The sequence below is a fragment of the Paractinoplanes maris genome (assembly GCF_023544465.1).
Lineage (GTDB): Bacteria > Actinomycetota > Actinomycetes > Mycobacteriales > Micromonosporaceae > Actinoplanes > Actinoplanes maris.
The window spans coordinates 79,243-95,961 of record NZ_JALPVL010000012.1; the positions used below are offsets into that span (position 1 = coordinate 79,243).

General features: G+C 72.5%; 11 protein-coding genes. 5 read left to right on the plus strand and 6 right to left on the minus strand.

Annotation, left to right across the window (positions count from 1 at the left end; translation table 11 throughout):
* Positions 1-15 precede the first annotated feature (15 nt).
* The gene (locus NAG42_RS31715; protein ID WP_250035601.1) at positions 16-417 is read left to right on the plus strand and encodes a DUF6232 family protein; all 402 of its coding nucleotides are present in this window, start codon (positions 16-18) and stop codon (positions 415-417) included.
* A 92-nt stretch (positions 418-509) separates the two neighbouring features.
* On the opposite strand, the gene NAG42_RS31720 is transcribed toward NAG42_RS31715, so the two are convergent.
* From NAG42_RS31720 to NAG42_RS31740, 5 genes are all read right to left on the minus strand, one after another.
* Positions 510-2,240, minus strand: coding sequence for a GAF domain-containing SpoIIE family protein phosphatase (locus tag NAG42_RS31720; RefSeq protein WP_308201212.1), 1,731 nt, complete (start codon positions 2,238-2,240; stop codon positions 510-512).
* A 203-nt stretch (positions 2,241-2,443) separates the two neighbouring features.
* Entirely contained in the window at positions 2,444-3,118 is a 675-nt protein-coding gene (locus tag NAG42_RS31725; protein WP_250035602.1) for an activator of HSP90 ATPase, read from the minus strand.
* A gap of 122 nt (positions 3,119-3,240) precedes the next feature.
* Complete coding sequence (locus NAG42_RS31730; protein WP_250035603.1) at positions 3,241-4,089, minus strand: bifunctional DNA primase/polymerase; 849 nt, start codon at positions 4,087-4,089, stop codon at positions 3,241-3,243.
* 31 nt (positions 4,090-4,120) lie between these two features.
* Positions 4,121-5,164 (minus strand): beta family protein, encoded by a 1,044-nt coding sequence (locus tag NAG42_RS31735; protein ID WP_250035604.1) that lies wholly within the window; start codon positions 5,162-5,164, stop codon positions 4,121-4,123.
* A 4-nt stretch (positions 5,165-5,168) separates the two neighbouring features.
* A complete protein-coding gene (locus NAG42_RS31740) occupies positions 5,169-6,503 on the minus strand; it encodes an AAA family ATPase (RefSeq protein WP_250035605.1) in 1,335 nt (444 codons plus the stop codon).
* A gap of 973 nt (positions 6,504-7,476) precedes the next feature.
* Here NAG42_RS31740 and NAG42_RS31745 point away from each other — a divergent pair.
* The 3 genes from NAG42_RS31745 (at position 7,477) to NAG42_RS31755 (ending at position 10,007) form a co-directional block, all read left to right on the plus strand.
* Positions 7,477-8,145, plus strand: a complete 669-nt coding sequence (locus NAG42_RS31745; protein ID WP_250035606.1) for a hypothetical protein — start codon at positions 7,477-7,479, stop codon at positions 8,143-8,145.
* 544 nt (positions 8,146-8,689) lie between these two features.
* Complete coding sequence (locus NAG42_RS31750) at positions 8,690-9,043, plus strand: DUF2795 domain-containing protein (RefSeq protein WP_250035607.1); 354 nt, start codon at positions 8,690-8,692, stop codon at positions 9,041-9,043.
* A 196-nt stretch (positions 9,044-9,239) separates the two neighbouring features.
* Positions 9,240-10,007, plus strand: coding sequence for an SDR family NAD(P)-dependent oxidoreductase (locus NAG42_RS31755; RefSeq protein ID WP_250035608.1), 768 nt, complete (start codon positions 9,240-9,242; stop codon positions 10,005-10,007).
* Between the two features lie 253 nt (positions 10,008-10,260).
* Here NAG42_RS31755 and NAG42_RS31760 read toward each other — a convergent pair whose 3' ends face one another.
* Positions 10,261-11,478 (minus strand): hypothetical protein, encoded by a 1,218-nt coding sequence (locus tag NAG42_RS31760; RefSeq protein WP_250035609.1) that lies wholly within the window; start codon positions 11,476-11,478, stop codon positions 10,261-10,263.
* Positions 11,479-11,607: 129 nt separating this feature from the next.
* On the opposite strand from NAG42_RS31760, the gene NAG42_RS31765 reads away from it, so the two are divergent.
* Positions 11,608-16,566: an arginase family protein gene (locus NAG42_RS31765; RefSeq protein WP_250035610.1), complete on the plus strand. Its 4,959-nt coding sequence runs from the start codon at positions 11,608-11,610 to the stop codon at positions 16,564-16,566.
* Positions 16,567-16,719: the final 153 nt, after the last annotated feature.

Here is a 16,719-nt window from a genome sequence, read left to right on the forward strand (position 1 = left end):
GCCGGAGGTGGCCCAGTGGTGCGGACCTACTATCGCGGGCCGGCCGGCATTGTCACCGAGACCCATTTCGTCCGGGTCTGTGACGGGCGGGCGTTTCTGCTGAGCGAGCTGCATCAGGTGGGCACCACGCGCCGGCGAGGCACCTACTACGTCCCGATCGTCGTCGTGACCGCCCTCGCCGTGCTGGCCGGGGTGCTGGTCGGGCTGGTCGTCGGGCAACGGTGGGCGTGGGTGGTGGGTGGCGCGGTCGCCGGCGTGGCCCTGATCGCCGGGCGGGTCCTGCTGGCCCGCAACAGGGTCACGCACACCTTGCAGGCCGTCTATCGAGGGGCCGAGGCCGAGCTCTACTCCACCACCGACGCGTCGGGATTCGCCCAGGTCTGCCGGGCCATGCGGCGGGCTCTGGAGAACCGTTGACGGCTCGAACGCCCCCTCGGGAGACACGCCCAGGCCACGGGAGACACGCCCCAGGCCTCGGGAGACACGCCTCAGGCCCCGGGGGACACGCCTCAGCTGACGCTGACGACGAGGAAGGCGATGTCGTCGGCTCGGCGGGGGACCGCGTCGATCAGGCGGGCGCACAGCTCGTCGGCCGGAAGGCCGGCGTTGCCGAGCAGGACCGAGCGGACCCGGGAGATGCCGTCGTCGATCAGACGGGCCGGATGCTCGACCAGGCCGTCGGTGTAGAGGAGCAGCGTGCTGCCGGGAGCTATCCGCCGGTGGTGGGTGACGCGCTGATCACGGGGGACCAGGCCGAGCAGCGGCTCCGGCTCCTCCCACCAGATGTCGACCTCACCGTCGGGGCGCAGCAGCACCGGCGGGGGATGGCCGGCGTTGGCGAACGCGACCAGGTAGTCGTCGCCCTCGCGGCGCAGGCGGGCCAGGACGGCGGTCGCCGCGGCGGGCACGTGCAGGCCGTGCAGGGCGCGGTCGAGCTGGGCGAGCAGTGGGCCGGGCGCGTCGTCGCGGCCGTAGGCGTCACCGCGGACCAGGTTGCGCACCTGACCCATGGTGGCCGCGGCCTCGATGTCGTGGCCGGAGACGTCGCCGACGGCCAGCATCAGGCTGCCGTCGGGCTGGGCGAAGGCGTCGTACCAGTCGCCGCCGACCGAGGCGCCATCCTGCGCCGGCAGGTAACGGCCGTGCAGGTCGACGCCGTCCACGTCGGGGAGCTCGGGCAGCATGCTGTGCTGCAGGACCTCGGCGACGTGACGCTGGCGGCCGAAGACCAGCGTGTTGTCGACGGCCATGCCGGCCCGGCGGCCCACCTCGGCCGCCGTGCTCTGCTCGGCGTCGGTGAACGGAGGCCGCCCCGGGCCGTTGACCAGCAGGACGGCACCGAGCACGCGGAAGGTGACCGGCGACGAGATCGGCACGATCAGGTACGACCCGAAGCCCAGCTGATCGGCCAGGCCGGCCAGATGAGCGGTCGAAAGGCGGTCGCGCAGCAGGACGGCATCCGCCTCGTCCCGGCGGACCGGCCGGCCGGTGCCGCGCACCGACCGGATCAGCGAGCGGACGTCCAGTTTGGCCGCGCGGGCGAGCTCGGCGAGACGGTCGGCGATCTCGGCCCGGGCCGGGTCGTGGTGGGCCGCGGACACGTGGCGGATGGCGCCGGACTGGTCGGCCAGCGTGATGAAACACCAGTCGGCGAGGCGGCCGGCGACCATGCCGCCCAGCCGGTGCAGGGACTCGTCGAGATCCATCGTGGCGGCCAGCGCCTCGGTCATCTCGCCGAGCAGGGCGAGCTGGCCGTGAGCCGACTCGGCGGCCCGGCGGGCCTCGTCGGCGATCTCGCGGGCGATGCGCAGGCGGAGCTCGGAGCTGCACACCTCGCCGAGCTCGTTGAGCAGAATGATCTCGCTCTTGGTCCACTCGCGGGGTTCGCGGTCCATGACGGCGAGCGTGCCCAGCACCAGCCCGTCGGAGTCGGTCAGCGGCACCCCGGCGAAAGCGATCACGCCGAGGTCGCGGATCGCCAGGTTGTCGCGCAGCAGCGGGTCGGCCCGGACGTCCGGCACCACGATGGACTCGCCGGTCTCGACGACGTGCCGGCTGAAGGAGTGGGTGAGCGGCATCTCCCGCTCGGAGGCGACCGGCTCGGGCAGGCCGACGAGGCCCGGCAGGTGCTGCCGGTCGGCCGAGAGCACGGTGACGACCGCGACCGGGGCGTCCACCAGCCGCTCGACGATGCCCGCGATGCGGTCGAACGCCGGATCGCGGCCCGTCCCCAGCCCCACCCGGGCCACGGAACGCAGGCGTGCGGCATCGGCGAGAACGCCCGCAGGCGTCTCCGAAGCCACATCACCCCGCAGCAAAGCTCGCCCCCCGGCCGGTCAGAGCGACCAGGCTACCCGGGGTCGCCCGGCCCTATCGACACCCGAGCGTCCGCTGACGCATCCCCCGGCAATCCACCCTCGCAACCGACGCCGGCGCGGGTGGGTCAGGACCCCGGAGAGGGATCGGTCGCTGTGGTGAGCGTCGCGTCGGCCGCCACCGGGGCCCAGCGTCTGGCCCAGCTCTCGCGGGCCGACTCGAAAGCGGCGTCGTCGGCACCGAACGTCGACACCGTCACCTCGAAGCGCGCGGCCGACGGGTCGTCGAGCGGAATCCGGCCGGCCGCCACGACCAGGTGGCCGTCGCCGTCGACGATCCAGGCCACCCGGGGCCCGAACCGCTGCCACTCACCGGGGACCAGTGTCAGCACCTGCCGTCCGGTGGTCTCACCGGTCAGATAGAGCGTTCGCCGCCGCCCCCGCGGCCGCGAGTCGAGCAGGAAGCGCAGTTGGATCAGGAAGGACCGCCAGCCCTCCTCGATCGCGTCGTAGACCTCGGGCCCGCCGCGTCCGGTGCCCTCGCGAGCCACCCGGACCCGCGCGCTGTCGTCGCCGCCGACAACCTCCAGGAACGACCCGTCGGCCCAGCCCATCTGCTCCGGGGCCCACAGGGTCGCCTCGTCCAGGAAGATCTGCTTGATCTCGGCCGCGAGCCCGTCGTAGTCCCAGCCGAACCATTGGTGCAGGACGTCGGGCTGGGTCACCGACTCCCAGGCCTCGTCGCGCCCGGCCGTCACCGAGATCTCCAGGTCGTACGGCTTCAGCTGCCTGGCCTGCGTCATGCCCGTCCTCCGTCTCCGGCCGGCCGCTCGGTCCGCCCGGTCGGGACGGAACCGGTCCGCGGCGCGGCCGGGCGCCGCTCGCTGCAGTGGGTCATGCCCCCATTTTTGGGGCAAGAGTGGTTTCACGCCACGTGGCGGTTCAGTTCCGGATCGAACGGGGCACGTCGGCCGGCCGTCAGACCGGATCGGAGTGTGGCGCGGATCTCGGCCCGGCCCAGACCGGCGAAGCCCGCCGCGTCCGTCAGCTCGCGCGTCGTCTCCCCGAGATCCAGCAGACCGGCGCCGACGAAGCGCCCCAAGGCGTAGGCCGCGCGGTTGAGGGTGTCGTTGCGGGTGCCCACCGGGGCGCGGGCCACCCGATCGGCCTCGGCCAGCAGTGCTGCCCGCGCATACCGCGCCGGGTGCGCGATCGGGCGGCTGCCCAGCGGCGGGGGCGGACCCTCGATCAGGGCGCGCAGGCTCGCGGGGCTCTCGGGCAACGCCGTGCCCGGGCTCCGCAGCCAGCGGTAGTCGGCCCCGGAGGAATGGCGCGAGGGCGGAGCCACCACGTAACCGCCGACGCCGCGCCAGTCGACACCGGGCAGCAGGCGCACCCGATTGCCGTAACCCATCGGGCTGAACCAGAAATGCCAGCCGCCACCACCGGTGCGGACCTGCGGACCGGCCGGAAGCTCGCCGCCCAGCAGGTGACAGAGCCCGTGCCGGCCCTCGACCGAGTCGACATCGGCGACATCCATCGCGACACCGGTGCGCAGCCCGACATTCGCCCCCGGCCAGCGGGACCACCACATCTCGATCTGGCGCGGGTCGGCGCTCGCGTCGTGGAGGCCGTGCCGCAGGAGGGGGTGCTTGCCGGGGCGATCGCAGGAGACTCCTCTGTCGCAGGTGCAGCCGCCGCGGGGGTCAGGCGCGTGCACCGGCAGGACCGGGATCCCGTGCCGGGCGTAGGCCAATGCGGCTGTCAGCGACATTAGAACAAGCGTACGACAAAATCCGGCTCGTTCAGGGGGCTTGCTGATCGAGAGCCCGCAAGACGTACGAGATGTGGTGCGACGTGCTCCACGATATCCAGCTGGACGAGCTGCCGGCACCGGGAGCGCTGCGGGCCCGCCGGGCGATCTCGGCGTCGCCCCACGAGAAGCGGGCGCCCGCGGCCGGCCAGTGCGGCGAGCGGACCACGGTGCGGCAGAGGTCGTGACAGCGGTCGTCGGCGCGCCCGCCGCGCCGCGACCACCGATATATCCACCAGTTGTGCTCGGCCGTGTATCGCAGCGTGGGCAGCTGGCGGTGCCGCTGCACGCCGTGGCGCCGGACCGGGGAGGTCACGCCGTAGTCGGCGAAACCGATGCCGGGCAGCGAAATCCCGGCCCAGACCCGGGCATCGTGCCGGTCGATCGTCACCGGCTGATCGGTCGGGAGCTCGTCGAGGTTGGCCGGCATCGCTCCGGACGCCACGCTGATCGAGCGCCACGGCCGCCCGCCGGCCCACCGCAGAATGCGCCGCAACTGCTCCTCGAACCGATCGGCATGCGCCACACAGGCCGTCTCGGCGAGGTCGATGAGCAGATCGATCTCCTCGGCGACGAGGCCCGTGCCGCCCAGCATCCGCTCGACCAGCTCGTCGGCCTGCGCCGGGTTGGCCGCGTCGACATGCGGCTGAAGCCGCAGGACTGCCCGGCGCAGGTGCAGCCGCGCGGCCAGGCCGTGGAAGGCCAGGCGGCGACGGCTCTCGCCGGCCCGGAGTACGGGAACCATGGCCACACCGAGCCCGGCGAGCTCCTCGGCCAACTCGAGCGAGGGAGCCGCGAGCTGATCGGACTCCTCGAGGATCGCCCCGAAGTCGACCGCGAGCACGCCGGTGCGCGGCGGCATCTCGCGGATCAGGGGAAGGAGGTCGGTGTCCTGGTCGAGCTCGAGGATCGGCATCACCCGGCCGGCCTCGCCAGCCGCAAGATGGCTCAGGGCCGCCATCTCGCCGCGGCGCGGGCGCAGGATCGGTCGATAGACGCCGTCCGGCAGGGACCCCGCCGCAGTGAAGACCGCCATTCACTCAACGTAGCGGCTCGTGTCGTCTAAGCGACAGTCCCTTGTGTAGATAAGCGAGGATCGCCTGATTTGCCTCCCAGCCATCGGGGAACTTCACGGGCACGTTGAGATGGACCGGCTCGGTCGACGGGTGGGCGTCGAGCAGCTCGGCGATGCCCTCGCGGGCCACCACCACGCAGGCGTGCCGATGGCGTGAGGTCAGCACACAGAGGCGGCCGGACTCGAGGTGGAAGGCCGTCGCGTCCTGCCGGCCGGACAGCGGGTGCAGCACGATGGTCAAGTCGTACTCCCGGCCCTGGAGCCGGTTGGCGGTGTCGACCGTGACCCCCTTGGCCTCGGGCGGGAGGAAGGACCGGATGGCCGCGGCCTGATCGCGGTGGGCGGCGCCGATGGCGATGCGGTCGGCGGTCAGCGCGCCGCCACCCGACTCGGAGACGGTCACGGCCTCGCGGGTCAGCGCGCGGGCGGCCAGGGCGGCGCACGCGGCCGCGGCCTCGGCGTCGGTGCGGATGGTGAACCGGCCGGGCAGCTCGTGCAGACCCCAGCCGGTCTCGGCGGCCCCGTCGAGCACGTCGTCGAGCGGGTCGCCGGACGATGACCCGAACCGCAGGCTGCGGTCACCCGGGCCGGTGCCCGAGCGGAAGCCGGTGAACGGATAGAAGGCCTCGGCGACGACCGGCGCGGCCGTGTGCGGCAGGCGCCACGAGACCGGCAGGCGGTGAACGGGCAGGTCGGGATTGTGCCGCAGCAGGACGGCGACGGCGCTCTGCATCGGATCCCACGACAAGCCGGTCCACCGCTCGACCTCGACGGTCGAGAACGGGTCGAGCTGACCGGGGTCACCCACGAAGAGGGCGCGGACGAACCGGGGCGCCACGCGGAGCAGCGCGTCGGACCGCATCTGATAGGCCTCGTCGACGATCGCCCACGGCCAGGAGCCGTCGGTCACGGTGGCCCATTTCGCGGCCGTGCCGATGGTGACGGCGGGATCGCCCAGCTCGGCCACCTTGGCCCCGACCCGGCACCGGGGATGATCGCGCACCCGGTCGCTCGCCTCGTAGTCCACCGCGGACAGGCGGCCCACCGGCACCTCGGGCGATCGCGCCCCGAGTCGCGCGATGAGATCGTCGACCTGCTCGTTGGTCTGCGCCACGATCATCAGCGGCTCGCCGGCCGCGGCCAGCTCGCCGGCGGCCCGCACCACCAGCGTCGACTTGCCCGCGCCGGGCGGCGAGTCGACCACGACGCCGCGATGGTCACCCTCGCGCAGGTCACGCAGGACAGCATCGACGACGCGTCCCGCCTCGACGGCTGGGCTGAGCAGCTGTTCCGAATTCACCGGGGCACCGTAACGCGGGGCGCCGACAGTTCCGGTGAACGGCTGTGGACGCTCGCGAGTCGCACCACAGGCCCGGGCCGGCTGTACTCGCGCCTGGCGGGGGTGACGGACTGACTCGTCCCGCTGAGCCGGCTGCCGGGTGTCGGCGACGCGGGCGCATTGTCGGCGAGTCGTGGTCTCGATCGCTTGGTGTCTCGTCGGGTGACAAGTTGAATGAATGCTCTCAGCCGGCTGGACCCGATTACCCCCGCCTGGATCCGCCGATTGCGCGCACAAGCAGTTTGCCGGCGAGCTACCGGAATGTTGCCTGCAGTATCTGAGCTATTACGCGACGCGTTGGTGTTCCCGGAGTGGTGGCGGCGGTGCCCTCGGTGCCTCTGCGTAGTTCGCGGTGACGAAGTCGAACGTGGACTGTCGTCACCCCGCCATCAGTGCCGCCTCAGTAAAGGGCGAAACGGGTCTATGGCGCGTATCCCCACGGGAAGGCGTGGCACTGACGGGAATCCGACAGCGCTCTGGTCCGAGACGCGCTGGCGCATCTGGCGACGAGGTGTCGCTCCGGCGCCCGGATCCGGGGCCGGCGTCCTGCCGGCGCCGATCGTGAGGGGTATCACCTGTCGCCACCGAGGCTCGCGTGGTTGCCTTAGTGCAGGTGGGACACTGTGGATCGTCACTGTGAGTGGATGTTTGCGTCGTGGTCACCGCTGTGAAATATGCGAGTGATTTACTGGTTGCACGGGTCGAATAACAAGGCCGGCATGCAACTTGCACGCGCGGTTCGCCGTGCAAGTTGCATGTTTCACCCGGTCTTGAACTGCTGCTCCATCGTCGTGGCAACCTTTTGATCGTCTCGCTGGATTTCATTCACGGGCGTTTTTGGGATCTAGGAAAGTGCACCCTTCCAGTCGATCACCGGAAGTGGAACTCTTCTAGCCAGCAGTAACGCCAGCGACACGGACGGTGGTGGTAACGAATGCGCCCAGACGTTCTGGTCGGTCCGAGTGAGTGGGTGGTCGAACAGTTCGGCGACAAGGTTGCCGGCGAGCTGTGGACCCGGGTACCCGAGGCGTTGAGCACCGCGATCGAACGCGAGATTCACGCCCACCCCGCGATGACTCAGACCATGGAACGCGTGATCGCCAACCCGCGATGGCCGCTTCCCTACGAGGAGCTCGTGCTCTTCCTGGGCTCGCTCCCCGGGGCCGAGATCATCTCGGTTCCCAAGTCGGTCTATCAGCTGGTCGTGATCAACGGCCATGTGGTGGTGCCATGGTGCTACGGGCAGTCCGCGCGTGACTCGATGCTGGACGCGCCGGTCGGGCGCTCGTTCGGCCGCCTCACGCGGGAGTTGTTGCGCCGGTTCGGCCCGCCCTGGCGGCGCTCGCAGGCCGAGGCCCCCTTGCCGCTCGACGCCGTCGACGAGCGTGAGGTTGCCAAGATCTGTGCCGCGATCGCCCAGATCGACCCGAAGCCCGAGGTGGTCATCGCGGGATTCGCCGCCGGACCCAACCTGGGCCTGCTCCGCGCGTGCCTCGGCGAGATCAAGTCGACCGACAACGGCTCCCTCAACTGGAGCCACCTCGACGACCTGCCGCTGCCCCCGCCGGTCATCCCACGCCCGCGCCGCATGCAGTTCCCCTGACCGCACGTTTTCCCGACGCGCACCCGGCCGTATGCGGGTGCGCGTCGCGCTGTCCGCCAGCGCCGGCCGGACACGCTCGGGCACGCGCAGAGCTGCTCACGCTCACGCCGGGCACGCGCACTGCTGCTCACGCTCACGTCGGGCACGCGCAGAGCTGCTCACGCTCACGCCGGGCAGCGCACTGCTGCTCACGCTGGGGCACGCGCAGAGCTGCTCACGCTCGGCACGCGCACTGCTGCTCACGCTGGGGCACGCGCAGAGTTGGGGCACGCGCAGAGCTGGGGCACGCGCAGAGCTGGGGCGCGCGCAGAGCTGGGGCACGCGCACAGTTGGGGCGCGCGCAGAGTTGGGGCGCGCGCAGAGTTGGGGCACGCGCAGAGCTGGGGCGCGCGCAGAGCTGGGGCGCGCGCAGAGCTGGGGCACGCGCAGGGCTGGGGCACGCTCAAGCCCGGGCGCTCGAAACCGGGCACGCTCAGGGCCGGACACCCGTTCAGGGACGTGGGGGTCACGGTTTACCGCTCAAGTGCAGGGGAAATCGCGACTTATGGAACGAGGAAGCAACAAGCATGGGGCCCGCGTCGACGACGAGATGGCCCACGAGGTGCGTGGCATCGTTCAGGGTGTGACCGGTGGGCGGGTCGAGGAGAGCCGCGAGGCGGAGCCGTCCGGCGAGGATCAGCCCGAGGTCAGCGGCGTGCTCGAGGAGGACGAGACCCGGGACCTCACCCGGTTCGGTCGCTACATCGGGCTCTCGGCCCTGCCCGGCGACCGCGAGAAGCTCCGGCAGAGCGCCGAGACGCTGCTGGCCCCGGACGATGTGCTGGCCGACCTCGACAGTCTGCCCGAAGGTCAGGAGTTCGGGACCGTCGTGGAGATCTGGCGGGCGCTCGGCCGTTGATCCGCGATCGGTTCGCCGCGCCGGGCTGCGTGAGGAGGTTCGCCGCGCCGGGCTGCGCAAGGAGGTTCGCCGCGCCGGGCTGCGCGAGGAGGTTCGCCGCGCCGGGCTGCGAGAGGAGGTCCGGCGCGCCGGGCTTCGTGAAGAGGTCCGCCCGCGCCGGGCTGCGCGACGCGGTCCGGCGCGGTATGACCGGGTGATGAGTTCATCTGTGGTGGTCACCGGGGGCGGGCGTGGTGTCGGGCGCGCGATCGTGGAGCGGCTCCTGGCCCAGGACGACGGCCCGGTGGTCGTGATGGAACGAGACCGGGCGACGCTCGACTGGGCCGGCGATCAGATCACCGGCGGACGGCTCGTTCCGGTGATCGGCGATGCCGCCGACGAGCGGATCGCCGCGCGGGCCGTCGAGGCGGCCGGGACGTTGCGCGGCTGGGTCAACAACGCCGCCGTCTTTCCCACCGGATGGTTGCACGAGATGCCCGCGCGGGAAGCCGGCGCGCTGATAGCCCGCAACGTCGAGCCCGTCGTCACCGGTTGCCGGGCCGCGATCGGCGCGTTCCTGGCCGCGGGCACCGGCGGGTCGATCGTCAACATCTCGTCCCACCAGGCGCAACGACCGGTCCGCGGCGCCTTCGCTTACGCGACGGCGAAGGCCGCGATCGAGGGACTGACGCGTGCGCTGGCCGTCGACTACGGCCCCCAAGGCGTACGGGTCAACGCCCTCGCCCTCGGCTCGATCTCCACCGACCGGTCCGACGCCCACGTGGCCGCCCTGGACCCGGCGGCCCGCGAGGCTTTCGACCGCGAGATCCGCCTGCTGCAGCCGCTGGGCCGGATGGGCCGCACCGACGAGGTGGCCGAAGCCGCCGCCTTCCTGCTGTCCGCCCACGCGTCCTTCATCAACGGCGCCATCCTCCCGGTCGACGGCGGCCGCTCGGCAGTCGGCCGAGACCCCGAGGAGCTTTGACGCCGCCTGCGCCGGGCCCGAGGGGTGCGCTGCATGAGCCGGGCCAACAGGGGGCCGCATGAGCCTGGCCGGGGGACATGAGCCGGTCGAGGGGGGCCGCATGAGCCTGGCCGGGGGACATGAGCCGGTCGAGGGGGCCGCATGACCCGGCCGAGGGGGGCCGCATGAGCCGGCCGAGGGGGCCGCATGACCCGGGCCGAGGGGGGCCACCTGACCCGGGGCCAGGGGGGCCACCTGACCCGGGCCCGAGGGGTCAGTCGGCGGCCAGGTAGGCGGTGGAGAAGGGCTCGTGGCGGGCGCGCATGTCGGCGTAGGCGGTCAGGATCAAGGGGCAGATGACCACGCCGGTGGCGACCGAGAAGAGGGCTGAGAGCACGGCCGAGGCGATGCCCAGGGGTGATGAGGTATCGGCCCCCGGGTTGAGGACGCCGACGAACACGCCTTCGACCAGGATGAACGCGATGTTCAGGCCGCCGACCGTGGCGATGCGGGCGATCGAGGCACCGAAGTCGGCGTGGAAGAGCTGGAAGGCCCGGCCGATGCCCTTGCCGCGTTCGAGCAGGATGATCGGCGGCAGGATGATGAGCACGATCGCCGCGTAGATGCCGGGCAGGAAGCAGAGCAGGGCGCCGGCCAGGACCGTCAGGCCGGCCAGGATCTGCCAGCCGAGCAGCGCGAGAGAGCGGCGGAGGCCGGCCAGCAGAGCTTGCCCGGCCGAGACCGGGCGGCCGGTGGCGCGCTGGACGACGACCTCCAGGGTGGCCAGCTGGGCGACCAGGGTGAGCACCACGGCGAGCAGCGTGAACGGCAGGAGCAGGAGAAGCGGCGTGAAGACCTCGCTGAGGTCGGGCGCAGTGGTTCCGGAGAAGCCGACCTGCTCGGGCACGTAGAGGGCCGACAGGACGCCGACGATCGCCAGCGGGATCGCCCAGAGCAGCTGCACCTGCACCATCGGGCGCCAGACCGCCGCCAGCAGCGTGAAGCTGCGCTGCCACCAGCCGCCGAAGTTTGCACTGACCAGTGGGTCCTCGGGGCCGGCGTAGTAGCCGGGCGGAAGCTGATAGCCGGGGCCGGCGGGGCCATATCCGGGTGGCCCGTAACCGGCAGCACCGTAGGCCGACGGGTCGTACCCGGGTGCCCCCTGATGAGGAGCACCGTAGGCCTGCCACGGGTCATGACCCGGCGGCACCTGGTAGTACCCCGGCGGTTGCTGTGGCGGGCCGTATCCGGGCTGCCCGTACGGCGGCGGCCCGACCGGTGGCTGACTGCCCGGCTGCTGGTCTCCCGGCGCGGCGGGGGGCTGCTGCCAGGGCGACGGCGGTTGGTGGCCCGGGACGGGCGGGGGCGCCTGGGGAGAGGCGGCGGTCGGGTCCGCGGGCGGCGGTGTCGCAGTCGGGTCGCTGGGCGGCGGGGGAGTGCCCGGCGAGTCCGGCGGCTCCTCGTCCGGCGTCTCGGGTGCCTTGTCGCTCACGTCGTCCCCGTTCACTTTTGAAGATCAGCGGCGACACCATAGCTGCCGGGTGGTCGCGTCCGCTTCCTCCGCTCGGCACGCGGGCCGCGGCGAAGGGGGCACGAGACCGGGCGTCCTAGACTTCGGAGGATGGCCGAGCAGCTGGAGTCGCCCACAACGATCCGGGATCGGGCCGTTGCGGTCGCCGACTACCTGCTCGCCGTACGCGCTCAGATGGAACGCCCCGCCCGGACCGTGCCCACCGACGCCCTTCACCTGGACACGCTGCCGCACCACGCCGCTTGCAGCCTGGGCCCCACCGCCGCTGTGCCGGGGGCCGACGCCGACGGAACCTCCTGGTTGAGGGTCGGCCTGCCCGAGCTGCCGCCGCCGGTCAGCGTGCCCGCCGAGCTGCGGCGGAGGCTGCGCGGCGACATCACCGCGGCCACCGAGCCGGCCGCCTCCGAAAAGTCCGAACAGGAAGAGGAGGAGCCGGCCGGCTTCGCCGCCTGGCGGGACGAGGTGTGGCGGCCGTGGGCCTTCGCCACCGCCGAGGCCGAGAAGACCCGCGAGCTGCACCGCCGCCTCTTCGACCTGATGCACCAGCTCGACATGACCGCCGCCACCACCGAGCTGGTCTGGGGCCACGGCCTCCTGGAGACCACGGTCAACGGCGAGCGCGTCCGCTATCCGCTGGTCGCGACACCGGTGCTGATCGAGTACGAGCCCGACCGCTCCCTGATCACCGTCTCCCCGGCCGGCCCGTCCCGGCTGCAGACCGACGCCCTGTCCGGGCTCGACGACCGTTATCTGAGCCAGCTCGTCGCCCTGGCCGGCCCGGCCGGCACGCTCGAGGTCGACCTCTGGAACGACCTGGAGCGGCGTGAGCTCTTCGAGCGGGCCTTGGGCCGCCTCGGCCACGACCGGCTGATCACGAGTGAGGAGACGACCCGCCCGCACGTCAAGGACGTCGGCGTCCTCTTCGCGCGGCCCAAGCAGAGGCTGCTCCGCGGCTTCCTGGAGAACCTGCGCGACCGCCTGCTCACCGGCGACACCACCGCGGTCGGCTCGCTGGCCGCGATCGTCGCCCACGAGCCCAGCAAGCTGCGGATGCCCGGGGACGACGAGGGCAACTGGCAGCGGGTCGGTGAGCGCCTGCTGATGCCGCTGCCCACCAACGAGGCCCAGGAGTCGATCGCCCGCCGCCTGGCCCAGCACCGCAACGTCGCCGTCCAGGGTCCGCCCGGCACCGGCAAGACCCACACGATCCGCAACCTGATCTGCCACCTCATGGCGAACGGCAAGCGGGTGCTGGTCGTCGCGCAGAAGGAGGACCCGCTGCGGGTGCTCCGGGACGGCTTGCCTGAGGAGATCCGCTCGTTGTGCCTGGCCGTGCTCGGCCGCACCACCGACCAGCTCGTCCAGTTGCAGCTGGCCGCCCGGGAGCTCTCGGATCGGGCCGCCACGCTCGACAAGGCGGCCGAGGCCCGCCGCGTCGAGCGCCTCACCTCGTCGTTGGAGGAGGCCGAGCGCGAGCTGGCCACGGCGCTGGGTGGTCTGCGGGCGATCGCCGAGAACGAGGCCGTGACCTATCTGATCGACGGTGCTCCGATGACCCCGGTCGAGGTGGGCGCCTGGCTGCGCGAGCGGGCCGCGCACGACGCCGGCATCCCGGACCCGATCGACGGGCCGCCGCCGCTCGACGGCACCGAGTTCACCACCCTGCTCGCCCTGTCGACCAGCATCTCGCCCCGGGACCGGGCCGGCGCTCGGCAGCCGCTGCCGGCCACCGGCGATCTCCCCACGGCGGCCGGGGAACGGCAGCGAAGGGCGGAGCGCGACGCGCTTCTCGCGGAGACGAGTCGTCTCGCGGCCGAGGGTCTCGCCCTGGACGCCGTACGGAACACGAACGTCGCCGCCGCCCGCGACGACCTGAACGACGCGCTGGCCTGGTTGCGCCGCCGCGAGGGCTCATGGACCGACCGGCTCGGCCGGCTGCTCACCGACCCGCACTGGCGCGCGGTCTGGACCGATCACGTGGCCGCCACCGAGGCCCTGCTGGCCGAGCTGGCCACGCTGACCAGGACCTTGGCCGGCCACCAGGTGAGCGTCCCCGAGTCGTACGGGTCGGAACCGAAACGCCTGCTGACCCAGCTGGCCGAGATCCGGCAGCGGTTCGCGAGCGGCCGCGGGCTGAGCCGTCTGCTCCAGGCGGCGCTGTGGCGGCTGGCCGACGACGTGCGGGTGGACGGTGAGCCGCTGCGCAGTGCCGAGGACGTCGACGTCGCGGCCGCCTGGGTACGCCGCGGTCAGGCCCACCGGCGCCTCGGCGGGCACTGGTCGGAGTGGCGGCAGCGGCTCGACATCGCCGCGCCCCCGGCCGGTTGGGGCGACCCCGAGGTCTGGGCGGGGGCGCTGCTCACCGACGCACGGCAGTCGCTCGACTGGGACGTACGGCATTGGCCCGCCCTCGCCGAGCGGCTGGCCACCCTCGTGCCCCAGCACGACCTCGATCTCGACCCGGCCCGGCTGGCGGAGGTGGCCGCGCTGCTCGAGGCGGCTCCCGCGGTCTACCGGCTGGACAATCTGGTGGAGAGTGAGAGATCGGTCGCGGCCGCGCTGGAACCCTGGCCGCACCTGGCCCGGGCGTGGGCGACCCTCGACGGCTGGGACGACGAGGTGGCCGAGGTGAAGCGCCGGGCGAGCCTCCGGCCCGCGGCCGAGCAGTTCGCCGGCCTGCACGCCCGGCTGAAAGTCGCAGCACCCGAGTGGGCCGCCCTGATCGAGCAGGGACGCGTTCCGCCGGTCAGCGGCAAGGCGTGCCTGGCCGCCTGGCAGTGGCGGCGCGCCCAGACCTGGTTCGACGACGTGATCGGCAGCGTCGACCCGGCGGTGCTGGCCAAGCGGGTCGAGAGCGCCCGCGACAAGATCCGCCGGCGCACCGCCGAGCTGGTCGTCGCGTCGGCCTGGCTGGAGGTCTCGCGCAGCCTGGACGATCGGCGGCGCGCCGCGCTGGCCGACTGGACCACCGCGCTCCGCAAGATCGGCAAGGGCACCGGCCGGACGGCGGCCGCCTGGCAGGCCCACGCGCAGCGGGCGATGGAGTCGGCCGTCGAGGCCGTGCCGGTCTGGGTCATGTCGGTCGACCGGGCGATCGAGCAGTTCGCCGGCGGTGCCCGCTTCGACGTGGTGATCGTGGACGAGGCGTCGCAGGCCGACCTGTTCGCGCTGCCGGTGCTGTCGCTGGCCGAGCGGGCCGTGGTGGTCGGTGACGATCAGCAGATCGGTCCTCAGCTGAGCTTCGTCGGGCCGGTCACCGGTCTGATCCACAGTCATCTGGACGACGTGCCGTCGGCCGAGCACTTCGACCCGGAGTCGTCGCTCTACGACCACGCGGTGCGCCGCTCGCCCGAGCGGATTCTGCTCACCGAGCACTTCCGCTGCGTGCCGCAGATCATCGAGTTCTCGTCGCGGCACTACTACGACGGCAAGATCATGCCGTTGCGCGCCGACCGGCCGGCGTTCGCTCCGCTGCGTACGGTGTTCCTGCCCGACGGCGTGCGGCAGCAGCTGGCCGGATTCGGCGACGTCAACGTGGCCGAGGCCGACGCGCTGGTCGAGCAGGTGGTGTCGATCGTCCGCGACCCGGGCTACGACGGCCGGACGCTCGGGGTGATCTCGTTGCTGAGCACCAGCGGTCAGGCCGGTTACCTGCTGCATCAGCTGCGCGAGGCGATCGGCGAGGACGAGATCCAGGCGCGCCGGCTGCGGGTCGGCGACGCCTACACGTTCCAGGGTGACGAGCGCGACGTCGTGCTGGTGTCCATGGTGGTCTCGGACAACGACCCGCGGGTGGCCGCGTTCACCAAGCGCGAGTATCACCGCCGGATCAATGTGGCCGCCTCGCGCGCGCGGGACCAGCTCTGGATCTTCCACTCGGTGCGCCCCGGATCGCTGCCGGCCGACGACGCGCGGGGCCTGCTGCTCACGTACGCGCTGAATCTCGCCCCGGCCGAGGAGGCCGCCGACCTGGCCGGGCGCTGCGAGAGCGACTTCGAGCGGGAGGTGCTCAAACGCCTGCTGGCTCGCGGGTTCCGGCCGATCCCGCAGTTCCGGATCGGCGCCTACCGCATCGACTTCGTGCTCAACGCCCCGGACGGCCGCCGGCTGGCCATCGAGTGTGACGGCGACGCCTATCACGGCCCGGAGCAGTGGGAGAGCGACATGCGACGCCAGGCGGTGCTGGAACGGGTCGGCAACTGCGTCTTCGTCCGCATCCGGGGCAGCATCTATGCCCGTGAGCCGGAGGCGGCGATGGGCCCGGTGTGGCAGCGCATCACCGAGCTCGGCATCACGCCGCCGCCGCGGCGCACGGTGCTCGAAGTGGGCCAGTGGCAGGGCTCGGGTTCGCCCGACGCCCGGCGGCTGACCGAGGGCGCGGCCGCTCTGGCCTCGATGATCCCGGCCGACCGCCGGGTGCGGGTGCCGCTGACCGACTCGCTGGCCGGCAACCTGGCGGCGATCCGCTCGGCGATCACCGAGCCGCCGGCGGTGACCGTCGGGGGCGACTGCGGAGTCGAGCTGGCGCCGATCGAGGCGGCGCTCGAGCGGTACGGCGACGGTCTGGTCGTGGTCTGGTTCGACGCGCACGGCGACCTGCACACGCCCGAGTCGTCTCCGTCGGGCGCGTTCCACGGCATGGTGTTGCGCACCCTGCTCGGCGAGGGGCCGCCCGAGTTGGCGCCGCACCGCACGTTGCGCCCGGCCCAGGTGGTGCTGGCCGGTGTCCGGGCCTTGGAACCCGCCGAGAAGGAGTACATCTCGGACCACGCCATCGAGGTGGCCGACCTCGAATCGCTGCCCTCGGTGGTGGCGGCGGCCGGGACCCGGGCCGTCTACCTCCACATCGATCTGGACGTGCTCGACCCGTCGTGGTTCAGCTCGGTCGGTTTCCCCGAGCCCGATGGCGTACGCCCCGAGCGCCTGGCCGCCGCGGTCCGGGCGCTGATCGACCGCTTCCCGCTGGCCGGCCTCGGCATCTGCGAATACCAGCCGGGTGATCCGGGCGACCGCGAGGTGCTCGCCGGCCTGATCCGCTCGTTCTTCTAAGGCCTGTCCTGTCGATCACGTGGGAGTGAGGCGAGGTCCAGGTGGTGGCTGGCGGCGGCCGCAGAGCGGTCGCATACCGGGGTTGTATGTGGCCGTTCTGTGGACGTCGTCAGGCGCCGCCTGGGCCACGCCGCAGCCCCGCGTGATCGACAG

Coding starts and splice junctions, on each gene's coding strand:
- NAG42_RS31725 (WP_250035602.1), bottom strand. CDS start 3,118: ATGACGCAGGCCAGGCAGCTGAAGCCGTACGACCTGGAGATCTCGGTG.
- NAG42_RS31730 (WP_250035603.1), bottom strand. CDS start 4,089: ATGTCGCTGACAGCCGCATTGGCCTACGCCCGGCACGGGATCCCGGTC.
- NAG42_RS31735 (WP_250035604.1), bottom strand. CDS start 5,164: ATGGCGGTCTTCACTGCGGCGGGGTCCCTGCCGGACGGCGTCTATCGA.
- NAG42_RS31745 (WP_250035606.1), top strand. CDS start 7,477: ATGCGCCCAGACGTTCTGGTCGGTCCGAGTGAGTGGGTGGTCGAACAG.
- NAG42_RS31750 (WP_250035607.1), top strand. CDS start 8,690: ATGGAACGAGGAAGCAACAAGCATGGGGCCCGCGTCGACGACGAGATG.
- NAG42_RS31755 (WP_250035608.1), top strand. CDS start 9,240: ATGAGTTCATCTGTGGTGGTCACCGGGGGCGGGCGTGGTGTCGGGCGC.
- NAG42_RS31765 (WP_250035610.1), top strand. CDS start 11,608: ATGGCCGAGCAGCTGGAGTCGCCCACAACGATCCGGGATCGGGCCGTT.